Origin of the sequence: Sphingomonas sp. NPDC079357 (assembly GCF_044901155.1) — a bacterium.
In the GTDB taxonomy this organism is placed as follows: Bacteria; Pseudomonadota; Alphaproteobacteria; order Sphingomonadales; family Sphingomonadaceae; genus Sphingomonas.
This window is the reverse complement of the sequence record NZ_JBJDOM010000005.1, coordinates 32,522-51,272: the sequence shown is the minus strand read 5'-3', so window position 1 is coordinate 51,272 and position 18,751 is coordinate 32,522. Positions and strand designations below refer to the sequence as shown.

At 65.4% G+C, this 18,751-nt stretch carries 30 protein-coding genes and 1 pseudogene; 3 read left to right on the top strand and 28 right to left on the bottom strand.

Annotated features, from left to right (window positions below):
- Window positions 1-2: 2 nt before the first annotated feature.
- From rplR to ACI2JO_RS14735, 24 genes are all read right to left on the bottom strand, one after another.
- Window positions 3-353, bottom strand: a complete 351-nt coding sequence (gene rplR / locus ACI2JO_RS14850; RefSeq protein ID WP_028966608.1) for a 50S ribosomal protein L18 — start codon at window positions 351-353, stop codon at window positions 3-5.
- Window positions 353-886, bottom strand: a complete 534-nt coding sequence (gene rplF, locus ACI2JO_RS14845) for a 50S ribosomal protein L6 (protein ID WP_404721402.1) — start codon at window positions 884-886, stop codon at window positions 353-355. The genes rplR and rplF overlap by 1 nt, the downstream gene beginning before the upstream one ends.
- A complete protein-coding gene (gene rpsH / locus ACI2JO_RS14840; protein WP_159754654.1) occupies window positions 886-1,281 on the bottom strand; it encodes a 30S ribosomal protein S8 in 396 nt (131 codons plus the stop codon). Before rpsH ends, rplF begins: the two co-directional genes overlap by 1 nt.
- 9 nt (window positions 1,282-1,290) lie before the next feature.
- Window positions 1,291-1,596, bottom strand: a complete 306-nt coding sequence (gene rpsN, locus ACI2JO_RS14835; RefSeq protein WP_028966611.1) for a 30S ribosomal protein S14 — start codon at window positions 1,594-1,596, stop codon at window positions 1,291-1,293.
- A 35-nt stretch (window positions 1,597-1,631) separates the two neighbouring features.
- Window positions 1,632-2,216, bottom strand: a complete 585-nt coding sequence (rplE, locus tag ACI2JO_RS14830; protein ID WP_404721401.1) for a 50S ribosomal protein L5 — start codon at window positions 2,214-2,216, stop codon at window positions 1,632-1,634.
- Complete coding sequence (gene rplX / locus ACI2JO_RS14825; protein ID WP_028966613.1) at window positions 2,209-2,526, bottom strand: 50S ribosomal protein L24; 318 nt, start codon at window positions 2,524-2,526, stop codon at window positions 2,209-2,211. The genes rplE and rplX overlap by 8 nt, the downstream gene beginning before the upstream one ends.
- A complete protein-coding gene (gene rplN / locus ACI2JO_RS14820) occupies window positions 2,526-2,894 on the bottom strand; it encodes a 50S ribosomal protein L14 (protein WP_007406105.1) in 369 nt (122 codons plus the stop codon). Before rplN ends, rplX begins: the two co-directional genes overlap by 1 nt.
- A 225-nt stretch (window positions 2,895-3,119) precedes the next feature.
- Complete coding sequence (rpsQ, locus tag ACI2JO_RS14815; RefSeq protein WP_022687057.1) at window positions 3,120-3,392, bottom strand: 30S ribosomal protein S17; 273 nt, start codon at window positions 3,390-3,392, stop codon at window positions 3,120-3,122.
- Window positions 3,393-3,403: 11 nt separating this feature from the next.
- Window positions 3,404-3,610: a 50S ribosomal protein L29 gene (rpmC, locus tag ACI2JO_RS14810; protein WP_028966615.1), complete on the bottom strand. Its 207-nt coding sequence runs from the start codon at window positions 3,608-3,610 to the stop codon at window positions 3,404-3,406.
- Between the two features lies 1 nt (window position 3,611).
- Window positions 3,612-4,046 carry a 50S ribosomal protein L16 gene (gene rplP, locus ACI2JO_RS14805; RefSeq protein ID WP_022687059.1) on the bottom strand — a complete coding sequence of 145 codons (435 nt, stop codon included), beginning with the start codon at window positions 4,044-4,046 and terminating at the stop codon, window positions 3,612-3,614.
- 12 nt (window positions 4,047-4,058) lie between these two features.
- Complete coding sequence (rpsC, locus tag ACI2JO_RS14800; RefSeq protein WP_159754660.1) at window positions 4,059-4,766, bottom strand: 30S ribosomal protein S3; 708 nt, start codon at window positions 4,764-4,766, stop codon at window positions 4,059-4,061.
- The gene (gene rplV / locus ACI2JO_RS14795; protein ID WP_404721400.1) at window positions 4,766-5,143 is read right to left on the bottom strand and encodes a 50S ribosomal protein L22; all 378 of its coding nucleotides are present in this window, start codon (window positions 5,141-5,143) and stop codon (window positions 4,766-4,768) included. Before rplV ends, rpsC begins: the two co-directional genes overlap by 1 nt.
- Entirely contained in the window at window positions 5,143-5,418 is a 276-nt protein-coding gene (gene rpsS, locus ACI2JO_RS14790) for a 30S ribosomal protein S19 (RefSeq protein WP_028966618.1), read from the bottom strand. Before rpsS ends, rplV begins: the two co-directional genes overlap by 1 nt.
- Window positions 5,418-6,251, bottom strand: a complete 834-nt coding sequence (gene rplB, locus ACI2JO_RS14785; protein WP_404721399.1) for a 50S ribosomal protein L2 — start codon at window positions 6,249-6,251, stop codon at window positions 5,418-5,420. The genes rpsS and rplB overlap by 1 nt, the downstream gene beginning before the upstream one ends.
- A 1-nt stretch (window position 6,252) precedes the next feature.
- Window positions 6,253-6,567 carry a 50S ribosomal protein L23 gene (locus ACI2JO_RS14780; RefSeq protein ID WP_022687064.1) on the bottom strand — a complete coding sequence of 105 codons (315 nt, stop codon included), beginning with the start codon at window positions 6,565-6,567 and terminating at the stop codon, window positions 6,253-6,255.
- The gene (gene rplD, locus ACI2JO_RS14775; RefSeq protein WP_028966620.1) at window positions 6,560-7,174 is read right to left on the bottom strand and encodes a 50S ribosomal protein L4; all 615 of its coding nucleotides are present in this window, start codon (window positions 7,172-7,174) and stop codon (window positions 6,560-6,562) included. The genes ACI2JO_RS14780 and rplD overlap by 8 nt, the downstream gene beginning before the upstream one ends.
- Before the next feature lie 3 nt (window positions 7,175-7,177).
- On the bottom strand, window positions 7,178-7,909 hold the full coding sequence (gene rplC, locus ACI2JO_RS14770) for a 50S ribosomal protein L3 (RefSeq protein ID WP_404721551.1): 732 nt from the start codon (window positions 7,907-7,909) through the stop codon (window positions 7,178-7,180).
- A gap of 296 nt (window positions 7,910-8,205) precedes the next feature.
- Entirely contained in the window at window positions 8,206-8,514 is a 309-nt protein-coding gene (gene rpsJ, locus ACI2JO_RS14765; RefSeq protein ID WP_022687067.1) for a 30S ribosomal protein S10, read from the bottom strand.
- Window positions 8,515-8,727: 213 nt separating this feature from the next.
- Complete coding sequence (gene tuf, locus ACI2JO_RS14760; RefSeq protein WP_028966622.1) at window positions 8,728-9,924, bottom strand: elongation factor Tu; 1,197 nt, start codon at window positions 9,922-9,924, stop codon at window positions 8,728-8,730.
- 209 nt (window positions 9,925-10,133) lie between these two features.
- Entirely contained in the window at window positions 10,134-12,227 is a 2,094-nt protein-coding gene (gene fusA, locus ACI2JO_RS14755; RefSeq protein WP_404721398.1) for an elongation factor G, read from the bottom strand.
- A 110-nt stretch (window positions 12,228-12,337) separates the two neighbouring features.
- The gene (rpsG, locus tag ACI2JO_RS14750; RefSeq protein ID WP_028966624.1) at window positions 12,338-12,808 is read right to left on the bottom strand and encodes a 30S ribosomal protein S7; all 471 of its coding nucleotides are present in this window, start codon (window positions 12,806-12,808) and stop codon (window positions 12,338-12,340) included.
- Between the two features lie 42 nt (window positions 12,809-12,850).
- Entirely contained in the window at window positions 12,851-13,222 is a 372-nt protein-coding gene (rpsL, locus tag ACI2JO_RS14745) for a 30S ribosomal protein S12 (protein ID WP_404721397.1), read from the bottom strand.
- A 214-nt stretch (window positions 13,223-13,436) separates the two neighbouring features.
- Window positions 13,437-13,781 carry a DUF3140 domain-containing protein gene (locus ACI2JO_RS14740; RefSeq protein ID WP_404721396.1) on the bottom strand — a complete coding sequence of 115 codons (345 nt, stop codon included), beginning with the start codon at window positions 13,779-13,781 and terminating at the stop codon, window positions 13,437-13,439.
- A gap of 43 nt (window positions 13,782-13,824) precedes the next feature.
- On the bottom strand, window positions 13,825-14,712 hold the full coding sequence (locus ACI2JO_RS14735) for a LysR family transcriptional regulator (RefSeq protein WP_404721395.1): 888 nt from the start codon (window positions 14,710-14,712) through the stop codon (window positions 13,825-13,827).
- Between the two features lie 99 nt (window positions 14,713-14,811).
- On the opposite strand from ACI2JO_RS14735, the gene ACI2JO_RS14730 reads away from it, so the two are divergent.
- Together ACI2JO_RS14730 and wrbA are read left to right on the top strand one after the other, a co-directional pair.
- Complete coding sequence (locus ACI2JO_RS14730; RefSeq protein ID WP_404721394.1) at window positions 14,812-15,555, top strand: pirin family protein; 744 nt, start codon at window positions 14,812-14,814, stop codon at window positions 15,553-15,555.
- A gap of 23 nt (window positions 15,556-15,578) precedes the next feature.
- The gene (wrbA, locus tag ACI2JO_RS14725) at window positions 15,579-16,181 is read left to right on the top strand and encodes an NAD(P)H:quinone oxidoreductase (RefSeq protein ID WP_404721393.1); all 603 of its coding nucleotides are present in this window, start codon (window positions 15,579-15,581) and stop codon (window positions 16,179-16,181) included.
- Window positions 16,182-16,229: 48 nt separating this feature from the next.
- Here the strand turns inward: wrbA and ACI2JO_RS14720 are convergent, their stop codons facing one another.
- A complete protein-coding gene (locus ACI2JO_RS14720; RefSeq protein ID WP_404721392.1) occupies window positions 16,230-17,069 on the bottom strand; it encodes a M15 family metallopeptidase in 840 nt (279 codons plus the stop codon).
- On the opposite strand from ACI2JO_RS14720, the gene ACI2JO_RS14715 reads away from it, so the two are divergent.
- Window positions 17,055-17,708 (top strand): RluA family pseudouridine synthase, encoded by a 654-nt coding sequence (locus tag ACI2JO_RS14715; protein WP_404721391.1) that lies wholly within the window; start codon window positions 17,055-17,057, stop codon window positions 17,706-17,708. The genes ACI2JO_RS14720 and ACI2JO_RS14715 overlap by 15 nt on opposite strands.
- Before the next feature lie 67 nt (window positions 17,709-17,775).
- Here the strand turns inward: ACI2JO_RS14715 and ACI2JO_RS14710 are convergent, their stop codons facing one another.
- The 3 genes and pseudogenes from ACI2JO_RS14710 to arfB form a co-directional block, all read right to left on the bottom strand.
- Window positions 17,776-18,048 (bottom strand): hypothetical protein, encoded by a 273-nt coding sequence (locus ACI2JO_RS14710; protein WP_404721390.1) that lies wholly within the window; start codon window positions 18,046-18,048, stop codon window positions 17,776-17,778.
- Window positions 18,049-18,115: 67 nt separating this feature from the next.
- Window positions 18,116-18,200, bottom strand: a pseudogene (locus tag ACI2JO_RS14705).
- 75 nt (window positions 18,201-18,275) lie between these two features.
- Window positions 18,276-18,698 carry an alternative ribosome rescue aminoacyl-tRNA hydrolase ArfB gene (gene arfB / locus ACI2JO_RS14700; RefSeq protein ID WP_404721389.1) on the bottom strand — a complete coding sequence of 141 codons (423 nt, stop codon included), beginning with the start codon at window positions 18,696-18,698 and terminating at the stop codon, window positions 18,276-18,278.
- Between the last annotated feature and the right edge of the window lie 53 nt (window positions 18,699-18,751).

Sequence of the window (18,751 nt, the reverse complement as noted above, 5' to 3'; positions counted from 1 at the left end):
TCTTAGAACTCCAGTCCGGCTTCGCGCGCCGCCTCGGCCAGCGCCTTCACGCGGCCGTGAAACAGGAAGCCGCCACGATCGAAGACGACCTGCGTGACGCCGGCAGCCTTGGCCGCCTCGGCGACTCGCTTGCCGACGGCAGAGGCCGCCTCGGCAGTGGCGGTCTTGCCGTCGTGGTTGGACAAGGTCGACGCCGAGGCCACGGTGCGGCCCTGCGCGTCGTCGATGACCTGCGCATAGATGTGCTTGCCCGAACGATGCACCGACAGGCGCGGACGGGTGCCCGCACGCGCACGCAGCGCGGTACGGTTGCGGCGACGCCGCTTCTCGAAAAGTGAAAGACCCTTGGTCATTACTTCTTCTTCCCTTCCTTGCGGAAGATGAACTCGCCGTCGTACTTGATGCCCTTGCCCTTGTACGGCTCCGGCTTGCGCCAGCGGCGGATCTCGGCGGCCAGCTGGCCGACCTTCTGCTTGTCCGCACCGCTGATCTCGACGGTGGTCGCGTCCGGCGTCTTGACCTCGATGCCTTCCGGCACGTCGATGTTGACGTCATGGCTGTAGCCAAGCTGCAGCTTCAGGTTGCGCCCCTGCGCCGCAGCACGATAGCCGACGCCGGTGATGAGCAGCTTCTTGGTGAAGCCGTCGGTCACGCCGGTCACCAGGTTCTGCACCATGGTCCGCTGCATCCCCCAGAACGCGCGGGCGCGCTTGGTGTCGTTGGCCGGCTGCACCGAAATGCCGTCGCCTTCGATCGTGTAGTTGATCTCGTCACGCAGCGGCATGGTGAGGGTGCCCTTCGGGCCCTTCACGGTGATGATGCCGTTGTTGATCGTCGGGGTCACGCCCGCGGGGACGACAACCGCCTTCTTGCCAATGCGGCTCATCAGAACACCTCCGCGAGCACTTCGCCACCGACGTTCTGCTCGCGCGCTTCCGCATCGGAAAGCACGCCGCGCGGCGTCGAGACGATGGTGATGCCAAGGCCGTTCATCACGCGCGGCAGCTCGGTGGCGCCGGAGTAGATGCGACGGCCGGGCTTGGAGACGCGCGCGACATGCTTGATCGCGGGCTGGCCCTCGAAATACTTCAGCTCGATGCGCACGCCGGCGGCGGGGCCCATCTGCTCTTCGGAATAGCCACGGATGTAGCCTTCGCGCTGGAGCACGTCGAGCACGCGGACGCGCAGCTTCGACGACGGCGAAAGCACGCTGTCCTTGCGCGCGCGCTGGCCGTTGCGGATACGGGTGAGCAGGTCACCCAGGGGATCGGTCACTGCCATCTTACGTCCTTACCAGCTCGACTTGGTGAGACCCGGGATCAGGCCCTTGTTGGCCAGATCGCGCAGCATCACACGGGCAAGCCCGAACTTGCGGTAGTACGCACGCGGACGACCGGTCAGCGCGCAGCGGTTGCGGATACGCGTCGGATTCGCGTTGCGCGGAAGCTCGGCCATCTTCAGCCGCGCGATGAGACGCTCGGTCTCATCCAGCGACTGATCGTTGGCCTGTGCCTTCAGCTTCGCCAGCTTGGGCGCATATTGCGCCACCAGCTTCTTGCGACGCTCGTTCTTGTTCACGGAACTCAGTTTCGCCATGGACTTAAGCTCTCTCTATCAGACCAGAAGCGCGGTCATGCCGCCTTCTTCTCGGTCGTTTCTTCCTCGATCGGGAACGGGAAGCCGAACAGACGCAGCAGCTCGCGCGCCTCGTCATCGGTCTTCGCGGTCGTGGTCACGATCACGTCCATGCCGCGCACCTTGTCGACGCGGTCATAGCTGATCTCCGGGAACACGATCTGCTCCTTGATGCCGCAGGCGTAATTGCCACGGCCGTCGAAGCTCTTCGGGTTCAGCCCGCGGAAGTCGCGAACGCGCGGCAGCGCGATCGTGATGAAGCGGTCGAGGAACTCGTACATGCGCTCGCGACGAAGGGTGACCTTCACGCCGATCGGCATGCCCTCACGCAGCTTGAACTGCGCGATCGACTTCTTCGCCTTGGTGATCACCGGCTTCTGGCCCGCGATCAGCTCCATTTCCGACGCGGCCTGGTCGACGCGCTTCTTGTCCTGCGTCGCTTCGCCCACGCCCATGTTGAGCACGATCTTCTCGATGCGCGGAATTTCCATCGCATTCTTGTAACCGAACTTCTCGGTCATCGCCGCGACGATGCGATCGTCATAGATCGCCTTCATGCGGGGCTTGTAGGCATCAGCCATCGATCTTCTCCCCGGTCTTGACGGCGACGCGGACCTTCTTGCCGTCCTGCGTCTCGAAACGGACGCGGGTCGGCTTGCCGTCGGCGGTGACGTGCGCCACCTTCGAGATGTGCAGCGGCGCCTCGATCTTCTCGAGACCACCCTGCGGGTTCGCCTGGCTCGGCTTGCGGTGACGGGTCGCGACGTTGACGCCGCCCACGATCACCTTGCCGTCGCGCGGCATCGCCGCGGTGACGGTGCCGGTCTTGCCCTTGTCCTTGCCGGACAGGACGATGACCTGATCACCCTTCTTGATCTTCGCGGCAGCCATTACAGCACCTCCGGCGCAAGCGAGATGATCTTCATGTGCTTCTTGCCACGCAGTTCGCGAACCACCGGGCCGAAGATACGGGTGCCGATCGGCTCCTCGTTCTTGTTGACCAGCACCGCGGCGTTTCCGTCGAAGCGGATCACCGAACCGTCGGCGCGACGGATGTCCTTGGCGGTACGCACGATTACCGCGCGGTGAACGTCGCCCTTCTTCACGCGGCCACGCGGCTGCGCTTCCTTGACGCTGACGACGATGATGTCGCCGACGCTGGCCGTGCGGCGCTTGGACCCGCCAAGCACCTTGATGCACTGCACCCGCTTCGCGCCGCTGTTGTCAGCGACGTCGAGATTGGACTGCATCTGGATCATTGATCCGCTTCCTTCTCGCTCATGGGGTGGATACCGACCCAACCCCGCCTAAAAAAACGACCCCCGGCGGCGGGCTTGGCCCGCGCCAGGGGGAGCAGCCCGGTAGCCGCTCCATGGGTGAAAGGCAAGCCCTTCAGCCTACGTCGCCCCTCGCCCGCTCATGTGGTCTCCGCCCTGGCGAACGGACCCTTCACGAAACGGTGCGAGGCACTCGGTCATCGACGCTTATGCGTCGACGTCGACCCGCTCCGGTGCCACGTGGGTGTTCACGCGGTCCAGGACCTTCCAGGTCTTCAGCTTCGACATCGGCGCGATCTCCTCGATGCGCACCGTTTCGCCAGCCTTGTACTCGTTCGCCTCGTCATGGGCGTGATACTTCTTCGAACGGCGGATGATCTTGCCGTAGAGCGGGTGCTTAACCTTGCGCTCCACGTTCACCACCACCGTCTTCTCGCCCTTGTCGGAGACGATCACTCCGGTCAGCACGCGCTTCGGCATGTGTCGTCCTCTTACTTGGCGTCAGCCGCAGCGTTGCGCTGCGTCTGAAGGGTCTTGATGCGGGCGATGTCCTTGCGGACCTCACGCACGCGGCTCGGCTTCTCGAGCTGGCTGGTCGCCGCCTGGAAGCGCAGGTTGAACTGCTCGCGCTTCAGGTTGCCCAGGCTCTCGGAGAGCTGGTCGTCGCTCTGCCCGTTATAGTCGGTCTTGTTCGCCATCTTACTCGCCTCCCAGGTGCGAGGTGTCGCCGAGGCGCGCCACGACCTTGGTCTTGATCGGCAGCTTCATCGCGGCGCGCTCGAACGCCTCCGCCGCCAGCGGCCCTTCGACACCGTCGAGCTCGAACAGGATCCGGCCCGGCTTGACGCGCGCGGCCCAGAATTCCGGCGAACCCTTACCCGAGCCCATGCGGACTTCGGCAGGCTTGCTCGACACCGGCACGTCCGGGAACACGCGGATCCACAGACGCCCCTGGCGCTTGATGTGACGCGTGATCGCGCGGCGGGCCGCCTCGATCTGACGCGCGGTGATACGATCCGGCTCCATCGCCTTGAGGCCATAGGAGCCGAAGTTCAGCGACGTACCGCCCTTGGCGTCGCCGTGAATACGGCCCTTGAACGCCTTGCGGAACTTGGTGCGCTTCGGTTGCAGCATGTCCGTTAATCCTTAGCGGCGGTCGTCGCGCGCCGGGCGCACGCCGGAGGTCTGAGCCTCCATCATGAGACGATCGGTGGCGAACGGGTCGTGACCGAGGATCTCACCCTTGAACACCCACACCTTCACGCCGCAGACGCCGTACGCGGTGTGCGCTTCGGCATGGGCGTAGTCGATGTTGGCGCGCAGCGTGTGCAGCGGCACGCGGCCCTCGCGATAGCTCTCCGAACGCGCGATTTCCGCGCCGCCCAGACGGCCACCGCAATAGACCTTGATGCCGTCAGCGCCGAGCCGCATCGCGGACTGCACCGCGCGCTTCATGGCGCGGCGGAATGCGATACGACGCTCGAGCTGGTCGGCGATGCCCTGCGCGATGAGCTTGGCATCGACTTCCGGCTTGCGGATCTCGACGATGTTCAGCGACACGTCCGAGCTGGTCATCGCGCCGAGCGTCTTGCGCAGCTTCTCGATGTCCGAGCCCTTCTTGCCGATGATGACACCGGGGCGGGCCGCAAAGATCGAGATCCGGCACAGCTTGGCCGGACGGTCAATCACCACCTTGGAGATCGCCGCCTGCGGCAGCGTCTTCATGATGTACTGGCGGATCTTCAGATCCTCCAGCAGCAGCTTCTTGTAATCCGCGCCCTCGGCGAACCAGCGGCTGTCCCAGGTGCGGTTGATCTGCAGGCGCAGACCGATGGGGTTGCTCTTGTGACCCATTAGGCTTCTTCCTGCTCGCGCACGACGATCCGCAGCCGCGAGAACGGCTTGAGGATGCGGGTGGACTTGCCGCGGCCGCGCGTGGCGAACCGCTTCATGGTGATCGACTTGCCGACCGAGGCCTCGGCGACGACGAGTGCGTCGACGTCGAGGTTGTGGTTGTTCTCGGCGTTGGCGATGGCCGACGCCAGCACCTTGCGCGCATCAACCGCCATCGACTTCTTCGAGAAGGCGAGGATGTTCAGCGCGTCGGCGGCCGAGCGGCCACGGATCAGCGCAGCGACCAAGCCCAGCTTCTGTGCCGAACCGCGGATCTGCGTGCCGACCGAGAGGGCTTCCTTCTCGCCGACCTTGCGGGGGGACTGAGGCTTGCTCATCAGCGCTTGCCCTTCTTGTCAGCCGCGTGACCCGGGAAATAGCGGGTCGGCGCGAATTCACCGAGCTTCATGCCGACCATGTCCTCGTTCACCGTCACCGGCACGAACTTGCGGCCGTTATAGACAGTGAAGGTCAGGCCGATGAACTGCGGCAGGATGGTGGAGCGACGCGACCAGGTCTTGATCGGCGCGCGGCCGCCCGAGTCCTGTGCGACTTCGGCCTTCTTGAGCAGGCTCAGTTCGACGAACGGGCCCTTCCAGACGGAGCGCGCCATTACTTCTTCCTCGCGTGACGGCTACGGATGATCATCTTGTCCGTAGACTTGTTGTGGCGCGTGCGCGCACCCTTGGTCGGCTTGCCCCACGGCGTCACCGGATGGCGACCGCCCGAGGTCCGGCCTTCACCACCGCCGTGCGGGTGGTCGACCGGGTTCTTCGCCACGCCGCGCGTCAGCGGGCGCGAGCCCATCCAGCGCGAACGACCGGCCTTGCCGAGATTCTGGTTCTGGTTGTCCGGGTTCGACACCGCGCCGACCGTCGCCATGCACTCGCCATGGATGTAGCGCTGCTCGCCCGAGTTCAGGCGGACGATGACCATGCCGCGATCGCGACCGACGACCTGCACATAGGTGCCCGCCGAACGTGCGATCTGGCCACCCTTGCCGGGCTTCATCTCGACGTTGTGGACGATGGTGCCGACCGGCATCTGGCCCAGCTCCATCGCGTTGCCCGGCTTCACGTCGGTCTTCTTGCCCGCAACGACCTTGTCGCCCACGGCCAGACGCTGCGGCGCAATGATATACGCCTGCTCGCCGTCCGGATAGGAGACCAGCGCAATGAACGCGGTGCGGTTGGGATCATATTCCAGCCGCTCGACGGTGCCGTCGACGTCCCACTTCCGACGCTTGAAGTCGATGAAGCGGTAACGCTGCTTGTGGCCGCCCGCGATGCCGCGCGAGGTCACGTGGCCCTTGTTGTTGCGGCCGCCGGTCTTGCGCTTGCCCTCGGTCAACGCCTTGACAGGCTTGCCCTTCCACAGCGACGACTTGTCGACGAGGATCAGGCCACGCTGTGCCGGCGAGGTCGGGTTATAATGCTTGAGTGCCATCTTACTTGGCCCCCTCGGTGACGTCGATCGATTGCCCCTCGCGGAGCGTGACGATCGCCTTCTTCATATCAGACCGCTGGTAGGGCGCACCCTTCCAACGCTTGGTCTTGCCCTTCTGGACGATCGTGTTGACGCTGACGACGCTTACGTCGAACAGCGCTTCCACGGCCGCCTTGATCTCGGGCTTGGTCGCCTTGTTGGCGACCTTGAAGACCACCGCGTTCTGCTCGGAGAGCAGGGTCGCCTTCTCGGTGATGTGCGGCGCGACAATCACGTCATAATGACGGTTGTCGATCGCCTTTGCCGGCTTAGCCATTGAAGCGCGCCTCCAGCTTCTCGACCGCCGCGCGCGTCAGCACCAGCGTGTCAGCCTTGATGATGTCGTAGACGTTGGCGCCCACGGCCGGGAGCATGTTCACGCCCGGAAGGTTGCGGCCGGCGCGGAAGCCCTCGGCTGCCTCGCCGTCGATCACCAGCGTGCGCTTGCCCGTGTTGAGCCCCGCGAAATGGCCCTTCAGCTCCTTGGTCTTGGCGACCTCGAAGCCCTCAAGGACGATCAGCGAACCCGCCTTGGCGTGGCTGCTGAGTGCCATCTTGAGACCCAGCGCGCGGATCTTCTTGTTCAGGCCCGGATTGAAATCGCGGACGCGGGCGCCGTGCGCCTTGCCACCGCCGATGAACACCGGAGCACGACGATCGCCGTGACGAGCGACGCCGCCGCCCTTCTGGCGACCGAGCTTCTTGCCCGACCGTGCGACATCCGAACGCTCGCGGGTGCCGCGCGCGGTGGCGCGACGCTTCTCGAGCTGCCAGGTCACGACGCGGTGCAGGATGTCGGCGCGCGGATCGAGGCCGAAGACCTCGTCGTTGAGCTCGACTTCGCCCGTATCGGTGCCGGCGAAGGAAGAAATCTTGACCTTCACTTCTTAGCCCTCCTGGCTCTCGGCAGCTGCCGGAGCAGGGTCTGCGGAAACATTGTTGTTGGCCGCCTTGATCGACGCCGGGAACGGCGCGCTCTCGTGACGGGCCTGCTTGACGGCATCCTTGACGAACAGCCAGCCGCCCTTGGAGCCGGGGACCGAACCCTTCACGAAGATCAGGCCACGCTCGACGTCGGTGCCGACAATCTCGAGGTTCTGCTGCGTGCGGTTCTTGTCGCCCATGTGGCCGGCCATCTTCTTGTTCTTGAAGACGCGACCCGGATCCTGACGGTTACCCGTCGAACCATGCGAACGGTGGCTGACCGACACGCCGTGCGTGGCGCGCAGACCGCCGAAGTTCCAGCGCTTCATGGCGCCGGCGAAGCCCTTGCCCTGCGTACGACCCTGGATGTCGACCAGCTGGCCGGCGACATAATGGTCGGCCGACAGCTCTGCGCCGACGTCGAGGAGGTTATCCTCGGTGACGCGGAATTCGTGGACGATCGCCTTCGGCTCCACTTCGGCCTTGCCGAAGTGGCCGCGCTGCGGCTTCGCAACATTCTTGGCCTTGGCGACACCTGCACCAAGCTGGACGGCGGTGTAGCCATCCCGGTCATTTTCGCGACGAGCGATGACCTGAAGCGCCTCGATCTGCAGGACGGTGACCGGCACGTGGCGGCCGTCATCCTGGAACAGGCGGGTCATCCCCATTTTCTTCGCGATCACGCCAGTACGCATGATCCCTTGCTCCTTGACAGAGGCACCCTGAAGCCCATCCCCAGGGTGCTTGCGACCCGCAGCTTGCACCGCGGATCAGTCCGGCCCGGAATAGCGAAGCGTGCCCCCGTCCCGGGCTGGGCGCTCTCCACAAGGGAAGAGCAGACGGGAGACGCTGGACCCGGCCACCCGAGGGCGACCGGCGGTATCTCATGGTCGTCGGAGCGTCCGCTCAGGCGGTGCGCTCGTCCGCTTCGTGCGATACGCCACGAAACGACAAGCCCGCGGGACTCACGTCAACCGCGGGAGCCGGCCGATTACGCCAGCTTGATCTCGACGTCAACACCGGCCGCCAGATCGAGCTTCATCAGCGCGTCGACGGTCTGCGGGGTCGGCTGTACGATGTCGAGCATCCGCTTGTAGGTGCGGACCTCGAACTGCTCACGCGACTTCTTATCGATGTGCGGGCCACGGTTGACCGTGAACTTCTCGATACGGGTCGGGAGCGGAATGGGACCACGGATGAGCGCGCCGGTGCGGCGCGCGGTTTCGGCGATGTCGCCGGTCGCCTGATCGAGCACGCGATGATCGAACGCCTTCAGGCGGATGCGGATGTTGCTGTCCATAGTCCCTACCAATGCGAAAGAGCGGGGTACCTGCCCTGCCCGCCTGCCGGATAAACCGGACCGACGAATCGGGAGCACCTCTTGCTGTTCTCGAACGAAAACCGAAGCGGCGGCAATAGTGCCACCCTCATTAAAAGGCAACCGCCCGACGCACCTTTCGGCGCGCCGGGCGGAACCTTTTTCGACGAGCCGCGCGATGCGGCCCGACGTGTCTTACTTGGTGATGCCGCTCACGACACCCGCGCCGACGGTCCGGCCACCCTCACGGATGGTGAAACGCTGGCCGACGTCCATCGCGATCGGGGCGATCAGCTTGATGCCCAGCGCGACGTTGTCGCCCGGCATGACCATCTCGGTGCCCTCGGGCAGCTCGACGGTGCCGGTCACGTCGGTCGTGCGGAAGTAGAACTGCGGACGATAGTTGGCGAAGAACGGCGTGTGACGGCCACCTTCGTCCTTCGACAGCACGTACACTTCCGACGAGAAGTCGGTGTGCGGCTTGATCGAGCCCGGCTTGCAGAGCACCTGACCACGCTCGACCTCGTCACGAGCGACGCCACGGATCAGCGCGCCGACATTGTCGCCCGCCTGTCCCTGGTCGAGCAGCTTGCGGAACATCTCGACGCCGGTGACGGTGGTCTTGCGGACTTCCGGGTGGATGCCGACGATCTCGACCTCTTCACCAACCTTGATGATGCCGGTCTCGACGCGGCCGGTCACGACCGTACCACGACCCGAGATCGAGAACACGTCCTCGATCGGCATCATGAACGGCTTGTCCAGCGGACGCTCCGGCTGCGGGATGTACTCGTCGACGGCCTTCATCAGCTCCATGACCGCATCCGGCCCGAGCTTCTGGTTCGAGCCCGACAGCGCGCAGGTCGCCGAACCCTTGATGATCGGAATGTCGTCGCCCGGGAACTCGTACGAGCTCAGCAGCTCGCGGACTTCCAGTTCGACCAGCTCGAGGATTTCCTCGTCGTCGACCAGATCGACCTTGTTCATGAACACGACCATCGCCGGCACGCCGACCTGACGGGCGAGCAGGATGTGCTCGCGGGTCTGCGGCATCGGGCCGTCGGTGGCCGAGACGACCAGGATCGCGCCGTCCATCTGCGCCGCGCCGGTGATCATGTTCTTCACATAGTCGGCGTGGCCCGGGCAATCGACGTGCGCATAGTGGCGGTTCGCCGTCTCATACTCGACGTGCGCGGTCGAGATCGTGATGCCGCGCTCGCGCTCTTCCGGCGCCTTGTCGATGTTGGCGAAGTCGACCGCGGCGTTGCCCGCGACGTTCTCTGCCAGCACCTTCGTGATCGCTGCGGTCAGCGAGGTCTTGCCATGGTCGACGTGACCGATGGTGCCGATGTTCAGGTGCGGCTTGTTCCGCTCAAACTTAGCCTTAGCCATTGTTTCCCTACCTTCTTGGATTCGTCTTCGCGAACGGAGCCGCGCCAGAACGCGGCCCCATAGCGGCTGTTTAACCGTTGTGCAAACCCTCGCCTGCTTCAGCGGGGCCGACGGCGGAGTAAATCCGCCGTCGTCGGACGGGTCGGTTGCACCGGCCCGCCGGCCGGCCTTGCGGCGAGATGGGGCTAAGTCGCCTTAGCCCCTCCGCGTCAGGCGAGCTTCGCCTTCACTTCGTCGGCGACGTTCTGCGGCACTTCGTCATAGTGCGAGAACTGCATCGAGTAGCTGGCGCGGCCCTGCGTGAACGAACGGAGTGAGTTCACATAGCCGAACATGTTCGCCAGCGGGACCATCGCGGTCACCGCCTGCGCGTTGCCGCGCGTGTCGGTGCCCTGGATCTGGCCACGACGCGAGTTCATGTCGCCGATGACGTCGCCCAGATAATCCTCCGGGGTGACGACTTCGACCTTCATCACCGGCTCGAGCAGCGTTATGCCGGCCTTCTGCGCGCCTTCGCGCATCGCGCCGCGGGCGGTGATTTCGAACGCCAGCGCCGACGAGTCGACGTCGTGGTACGCACCGTCATACAGCGTGATGTCGAAGTCGATGATCGGGAAGCCGACCAGCGAACCGGTCGCCGCCGTCTCGCGGAAACCCTTTTCGATCGCGGGGATGTACTCGCGCGGGATGTTGCCGCCCTTGATCTCATCCTTGAAGACGATGCCCGCGCCGCGCTCGCCCGGCGTCAGCTTCACCTTCACGCGACCGAACTGACCGGTGCCGCCCGACTGCTTCTTGTGCGTGTAGTCGATATCGACGGCCTTCTTGAGGTACTCGCGATACGCCACCTGCGGCGCACCGACGTTCGCCTCGACCTTGAACTCGCGCTTCATGCGGTCGACGAGAATCTCGAGATGGAGCTCGCCCATCCCCTTGATGATCGTCTGACCCGATTCGTGATCGGTCGACACGCGGAACGAGGGATCCTCGGCGGCCAGGCGGTTGAGCGCGATGCCCATCTTTTCCTGGTCGGCCTTGGTCTTCGGCTCCACCGACAGCTCGATCACCGGCTCCGGGAATTCCATGCGCTCGAGGATAATCGGGTGCGCGGGATCGCAGAGCGTGTCACCGGTCGTCGTTTCCTTGAGACCCGCGATCGCGACGATGTCGCCGGCACGCGCCTCTTCGATGTCCTCACGCGAGTTCGCGTGCATGAGGAGCATACGGCCGATCTTTTCCTTCTTGTCCTTCACCGAGTTCAGGTAGCCGCCCTTGGTCAGCACACCCGAATAAATGCGCGCGAAGGTCAGCGAGCCGACGAACGGGTCGTTCATGATCTTGAACGCCAGCGCCGAGAACGGCGCGTCGTCCGACGACGGACGCTCGTCCGGGGTTTCGCCGTCGAGCTTGACGCCCTTGATCGCCGGCACGTCGAGCGGGCTCGGCAGATAGTCGACCACTGCGTCGAGCAGCGGCTGGACACCCTTGTTCTTGAACGCCGAACCGCAGACGACCGGCACGAACGACATGTTGAGCGTGCCCTTGCGGAGCAGCTTCTTCAGCGTCGCGGCGTCGGGCTCGTTGCCCTCCAGATACGCCTCCATCGCGTCGTCGTCCTGTTCGACGGCCAGCTCGATCAGGTCGTTGCGATACTTCGCCGCCTTCTCGACCATGTCGTCGGGGATCGGCTGATATTCGAACTTCGCGCCCAGCGACTCCTCGAGCCAGATGATCGCGCGGTTCTCGACCAGATCGACCAGGCCCTTGAACCCGCCCTCGATACCGATCGGGAGATACAGCACCGCCGGCTTCGCGCCGAGACGCTCGATGATCGAATTGACGCAGAAGTAGAAATCGGCGCCGGTGCGGTCGAGCTTGTTGACGAAGCACATGCGCGGCACGCCGTACTTGTCGGCCTGACGCCACACGGTTTCCGACTGCGGCTCCACGCCCGCGACGCCATCGAAGCACGCGACCGCGCCGTCGAGGACGCGCAGCGAACGCTCGACTTCGATCGTGAAGTCGACGTGGCCCGGCGTGTCGATGATGTTGATCAGGTGCTCGGGGCCCTTGCCCTCTTCGGCCTTCCACTTGCAGGTGGTGGCAGCCGACGTGATCGTGATCCCGCGCTCCTGCTCCTGCTCCATCCAGTCCATCGTCGCGGTGCCTTCGTGCACTTCGCCGATCTTGTAGGACTTGCCGGTGTAGTAAAGAATACGCTCGGTCGTCGTCGTCTTGCCGGCGTCGATGTGCGCCATGATGCCGATGTTACGGTAGAGTTCGAGCGGATGGCTGCGGGCCATGAACGGGCTTCCTTGAGCAGATGTGGGGAGCGCAGCGCATCGGCCGGCTCCCCACGATATAGGTCAGATTTGAGACGCTTCCAAGACAGGCCGCGTCCGCATCGCCGCTGTTACCAGCGGTAGTGCGAGAAGGCGCGGTTCGCTTCCGCCATGCGGTGCGTGTCTTCGCGCTTCTTGACCGCGTTGCCGCGGTTGTTCGAGGCATCGAGCAGCTCGCCCGACAGACGCGCCGACATCGTGTTCTCGCTGCGCGCGCGCGCAGCGGTGATCAGCCAGCGGATCGCCAGTGCCTGCGCACGCTCCGGACGGACTTCGACCGGAACCTGGTAGGTCGCACCGCCGACGCGGCGGCTGCGGACCTCGATGCCCGGCTTGATGTTGTTCAGCGCATCGTGGAACACGCCGATCGGCTCGCGCTTGGCGCGGGTCTCGACGGTGTTCATCGCCGAATAGACGATGCCTTCGGCGACCGACTTCTTGCCGTCGAGCATCACCGAATTCATGAACTTGGACAGAACCTCATCCCCGTACACGGGATCAGGCAGAATTTCCCGCTTCTCGGGACGACGACGACGCGCCATGATGAATACCTTTCAATCAGCTGGTGAGAATACGGGAGCGGCTTACTTCGGCCGCTTCGCACCGTACTTCGACCGCGACTGCTTGCGCTCCTTGACGCCCTGCGTGTCGAGCACGCCGCGCAGAACGTGGTAGCGCACGCCGGGAAGGTCGCGCACACGGCCGCCGCGGATCAGCACCACCGAGTGCTCCTGCAGGTTGTGGCCTTCACCCGGAATGTAGCTGATGACTTCGCGCTGGTTGGTCAGGCGAACCTTGGCCACCTTGCGCAATGCCGAGTTCGGCTTCTTCGGGGTCGTCGTATAGACACGGGTACAGACGCCACGCTTCTGCGGGTTCTGTTCCATCGCAGGGACCTTGCTCTTGGCCTTCTGCGGGTCGCGGCCCTTGCGGACCAGCTGGTTGATCGTCGGCATTGAAGCCTTCACCTTTCCGATAGGTTACTTTGCTGGAGCCCTAAAACAAGACTTGGAATACGAAAAGGGACCGCGGCGCCGCCGCTTGGGCGGCGACCGGATGGCCCTTGATGCATCCAGCAATGTTCAAGCTGCCCGGCGGAGTCGCCTCCTCCCGGACCGGCGCGCTATACGCACGGGGACCGGTTCGGTCAATCGCTGTGCCGATATCGCGTTACTTCAGCGGATCATGCCCCCAGTTCATCAGCGAATAGCGCCAGTCGGAATGTTCCTTGTCCTTCGCCGGACCGCCCTGGGCGAGATGGCGATGAACATAACCGACCACTTTCTTCATATGCGCATAATCGTCGTCAGTCAGATCGGCTTTCTTCTTGCGCTTGATCGCGACGATCCGCCGCCCCGATTCGTGCCCGACGCTTTCGCCCGAACCCTTGCCGTCCCCGCCTTTCCAGCCGACGCGCTTGCTGTCGTCGCCGTCGAGGAATTTCTCCAGCTCGGCGGGCGCCATGTTGACTGCCTCGCTGAAGTCCTTCGCAATCGTGTTGTGCTCATCGGCCATCTGCTTCTCCTCTGACGGGAAAAGCGCGAATGCCGGCCATGGTTCAATCGCGCAGCCGCGTGGTCAGGAAGGCGATCAGCGCATCGACGCGCGCCGGGCGCAATGCGCTGGGCGGAGTAAGCAGGTGAAGCCCGATCGGTGCCGGGGCCCAGTCATGCAGGATTTCGACGACCCGTCCCGCCGCCAACGCGTCGGCAACGATGAAGCGCGGCAGGCGCGCGATCCCGAGTCCCGCCTCCAGCGCCGGAACAAGCGCCTCGCCACTGTTCGCCGCCAGCGGCCCGGCTGCGCGTACCGAAACCTCCGCGCCTTCGGGTCCACGAAAGCGCCACGGCCCGGTGATGTTGGTATAGCCGAGCAGCCGGTGCTCGCCCAGCTGCGCCGCATGGGTCGGCGTACCATGCTCAGCAAGATAACAAGGCGCGGCAACCAGATGCGCCGCGATCGAGCACAATCGCCGCGCGCGCAGCGAACTGTCGGGCAGATCCGCGATCCGCAGCGCGACATCGAACCCCTCCGCGACGATATCGACACGCGCGTCCGACAAATGCAGCTCGATCTCGATCTGCGGATGCTCGCGCAGGAAGTCGGCGATCAGCGGCGCGACATTCTTGACCCCGAAGGTCATCGGGGCCGCCAGCCGCACCCGCCCGCTCGGCACGCTCGCGCCGATCCGCGCCGCCTCCTCGGCGGCCTGCGCCTCGGCGACGATCCGCGCGGCGTGGTCGGCAAGCGGCACGCCCGCCTCGGTAAGCGCCAACCGCCGCGAGGTCCGATGGAACAGCGACACGCCCAGATGCGCTTCCAGCCGCGACACCGCCTTGGACACCGTCGCCTTGCTCAACCCGATCGCATCCGCCGCGCCGCTGAACGACCGGTGCTCGGCCACCGCGGCAAAGATCGCCCAGGCCTCGAAATCGGGGAGCCTCATGTCGCCCAATCTACGCCTCGAAACGATCCGTTTCAATCGTTTCTGTTTTGACGACGGTCATGGCTCCCTAGCTTGGTGGCAACGAAACGGAGGTTCATCATGACCGACACCGCCACCCTCACCCGCACCGCCGGCATCGAGCGCCGCGGCTTCGAGACCCTGGGCCATGCCAACCACGGCTGGCTCGACGCGCGTCACCATTTCTCGTTCGCCAGTTACCATGATCCGGCGCGGATGAGCTGGGGTGCGATCCGCGTCTGGAACGACGACACGATCGCCCCGAACAGCGGCTTCCCGCCGCATCCGCACCGCGACATGGAGATCATCACCTATGTCCGCAAAGGCGCGATCACGCATCAGGACTCGCTCGGCAACACTGGCCGCACCGAGGCCGGCGACGTGCAGGTGATGAGCGCCGGATCGGGTGTGCGCCACGCCGAATACAATCTCGAGAGCGAGCCGACGACCTTGTTCCAGATCTGGATCGAGCCGACCCGCAGTGGCGGCGCGCCGAGTTGGGGCGCCAAGCCTTTCCCGAAGGGCGACCGGAGCGGCAAGTTCGTGACGCTCGCCAGCGGATTCGAGGCTGACGTGACCGGTGCGGGTGCGGCGCTGCCGATCCGTGCCGAGGCGCGCGTGCTGGCGGCGACGCTGGCGGCGGGCGAAACGCTGACCCATGAGGTCGGCAAAGGCCGCCACGCCTATCTGGTCCCCGCGACCGGCGCGATCGAGATCGATGGCGCGCGCTTCGGGGCGCGTGACGGCATCGCGATCACCGGCGGCCGCGCCATTACCATCACTGCGATCGACGAGGCCGAACTGGTGCTCGTCGACGCCAACTGACTTTTTGAAAGGAGCTGACGACCATGACCAAGGTGCTCGTGCTTTATTACTCGTCCTACGGCCATATCGAGAAGATGGCCGACGCCATCGCCGAGGGCGCGCGCAGCGGCGGCGCGGAGGTCGATATCCGTCGCGTCGCAGAGACCGCGCCTGCCGAGATCGTCAAGGCGGCCGGCTTCAAGACCGATACCGCGCATCCGGAGATCGAAAGCCCGGACGCACTGGCGAACTATGACGCGATCGTCGTCGGCGCGCCGACCCGCTATGGTCGGATGCCCAGCCAGATGGCGGCCTTCTGGGACACGACCGGCGGGCTGTGGATGAGGGGCGCACTGGTCGGCAAGGTCGGCGGCGCGTTCACCTCGACCGCCAGCCAGCACGGCGGTCAGGAAACGACCCTGTTCTCGATCATCACCAACCTGCTTCACCACGGCATGACGATCGTCGGGCTCGACTACGGCTTCCAGGGGCAGATGGGCCTCGACGAGGTCAAGGGCGGCACACCGTACGGCGCGAGCACGCTGGCCGACGGCGACGGCAGCCGCCAGCCCTCGACGGTCGAGCTGGACGGCGCACGCTATCAGGGCAAACGCATCGCCGAAACCGCCGCGAAGCTGAAGGCGTAACCCTCAACGTCGTCCCGGGCCTGACCCGGGACGACGGCTTTACCACTTCTACTGCTTCTTCAGCCGCGCCGGCTTGCACTTGCCCTTCCGACACTCCGGCGGCGCGATCGCGCCCATATAGACCGGCGGAGGCGCCACCTGCGCGATCCTCACCGGATCGCGCGGCACGGCAGGATCGGCCGGATAGCGGACCCGCGCCGCGGCGAACAACGCCCGTGCCCGCGCCGCCCCCGGCGTCGTCGCGCTGGCCCCGACCCACCGCCAGTGCCACGGCTCCCACTTCACCCGCTGCCGATTGCCTGCCGGGAACGACATCTCAAATCCGTAGCGCGACGCATTCTTCACCAGCCAGCGAAATGCCGGGGTCGCCGCGGCGCACGCCTCGGCATCCGGGCAGTCGTTGCGGCGGGGGCGGAACGCAAAGTCGAGCGCGAAGCCGGTCGCATGTTCGCTATGCCCCGGCGGCGCGACCGACAGCGCGCGCTGCGCGGCATCGGCCTGGCCCTCGCGGCAGAACACCGCCTCCTGATACGTGATCGAACGGTGGCATGACAGCGCGAGCACCTGCCCGCCCGCCGCCGGATCGCGCGCCGCCGCCTCGATCAGCCGTTGAAGATCGGGCAGCACCTCGCGTCGCAGCATGCAGGGGTTGACCGTCAGCGCGCCCGCCACCGCGACCAAAGTATCAGGCGCTGCATCGCCATAGGGCAGATGCCCGAGCACGCGATTGTCCGCCGCGGTCGGGACGCGGCGGCCGTCGCACAGTTGCGCCTGCACGGGCGTGGCGGCGAGCGCGGTCAGCGCGGCGAGGATCGTCGGGAGTCGCACCGCGCCCTCTGGCCATGCCGCGCGCCAACTGGCAAGAGCCGCGCCATGTTGGGTGAGCATGTTCTTTTCCTCGATGGCGAGGCACTGGTGATCGACAAGCCTGCCGGGTTGCCGGTCGATCCGCCGCGCGCCGGTGGGATCAGCCTCGAAAACCATCTGGCGTCGCTGACCTTCGGATTCCGGCGCTGGCCGGTCGCGGTGCACCGGCTCGATCGCGACACCAGCGGCTGCCTGCTGCTGTCGCGCAACCCCAAGGCACACGCGCGTTTCCAGCAGGCGTTCGAGCGCGGCGAAGTCAGCAAGCGATATGTCGCGATCCTCGACGGCATACCCGAGGGCGAGGCCGGCACGATCGACCTGCCGCTCGGCAAGGTGTCGACCGCCGAGGCCGGGTGGCGGATGACGCGCGATCCGCGCGGCAAGGCGGCCCGCACCGACTGGCGGGTGCTCGCAACGCACGAGGGCCGCGCGTTGGTCGAGTTCCGCCCGGCGACCGGCCGCACGCACCAGATCCGCGTTCACGCGCTGGAAGGACTCGGGGTGCCGGTCACCGGCGATCCGGTTTACGGCACCAGGAACGACGGCGGCATGATGCTCCATGCGATCGCGCTGTCGCTGGTGCGCCCGGGGAAGCCGGACATTGTCGCCGACGCGCCATGGCCGGCGCGGTTCAGCACATTGGGGTTCGCGACGGGCTGACGACCTCGGTTGTGGTTGGTCAGGAGCCGGCGAGCTAGGTCCGCTTGCGCCCAGCTTCGGGCTTTCATTACAACCAGGCAGGAAGGTCGAATGCTTCTCCAGCCGCGTCTTTCGGCGGCGGTCCGATGCTCGTCACGAAACCATCTTGCCAGCCGGTCAACCCGAGCTTTGTGGGAATGACATCAAAGCCGTCGGGATAATCGGAAAAGCCAGGCTTCTCTCTGAGCGTCTCAACCGCCGCCAAGGCTTCCCGCTCGGATGCATAGATGCCGATATGAAGCTCGGTGTCCTCGCGATGATCATATTCGCGGGTGAACCAAAGATCAAAAACGGTGTCCATCGCGACGGGATATCGGTGCACTCGCGGCGCAGCAAGCGCATGGCCGCTCTCAACCAAGTCGAGCCGGCGCCAGCGGCAGGGGATCGAACCCGCACCCCGACCGTCGCCGAGGATCGCTGTAGCGATACGTCTACCAATTCCGTCACGCTGGCGGTGCGGCGATAGCATATAAACTTGGGCAAGCGTCACGTCCGCTAACCACCAAAGCGCGCCACGTTGCCTTCGCCCTAATCGAAGGCGGGCTTCTTCCGCCCCGACTTCACCGCCGAGCGCCCCTTCTTCGCATCCACCCGCCGCACCTGCGACGCGCGCGTCGGCTTGGTGGCGCGGCGCTTGGCTTGCACCACCGTCGCCTCCTTCACCAATGCCAGCAGGCGTTCGCGCACCTCCGCGCGGTTCATGTGCTGCGAGCGCGAGCCTTCGCTGCGCAGCGTCAGCACGCCATCGCGCGTCATCCTCGTTCCCGCCAGCTCCACCAGCCGCAGCTTGACGCGTTCGGGCAGGTCGGACCGCGCCACATCATAGCGCAGCAGCACCGCCGAATCAGTGGTGTTGACATGCTGCCCCCCGGCTCCGCCCGAGCGGGTGAAGCTCTCCTCGATCAGATCGGTGTCGATGCTGATCGTGCGGGTGACGGGAACGCGGGCCATGCAGGCTCCATAAAGCCGAAGACCCGGCCGCACCATCGGTGCGACCGGGTCTT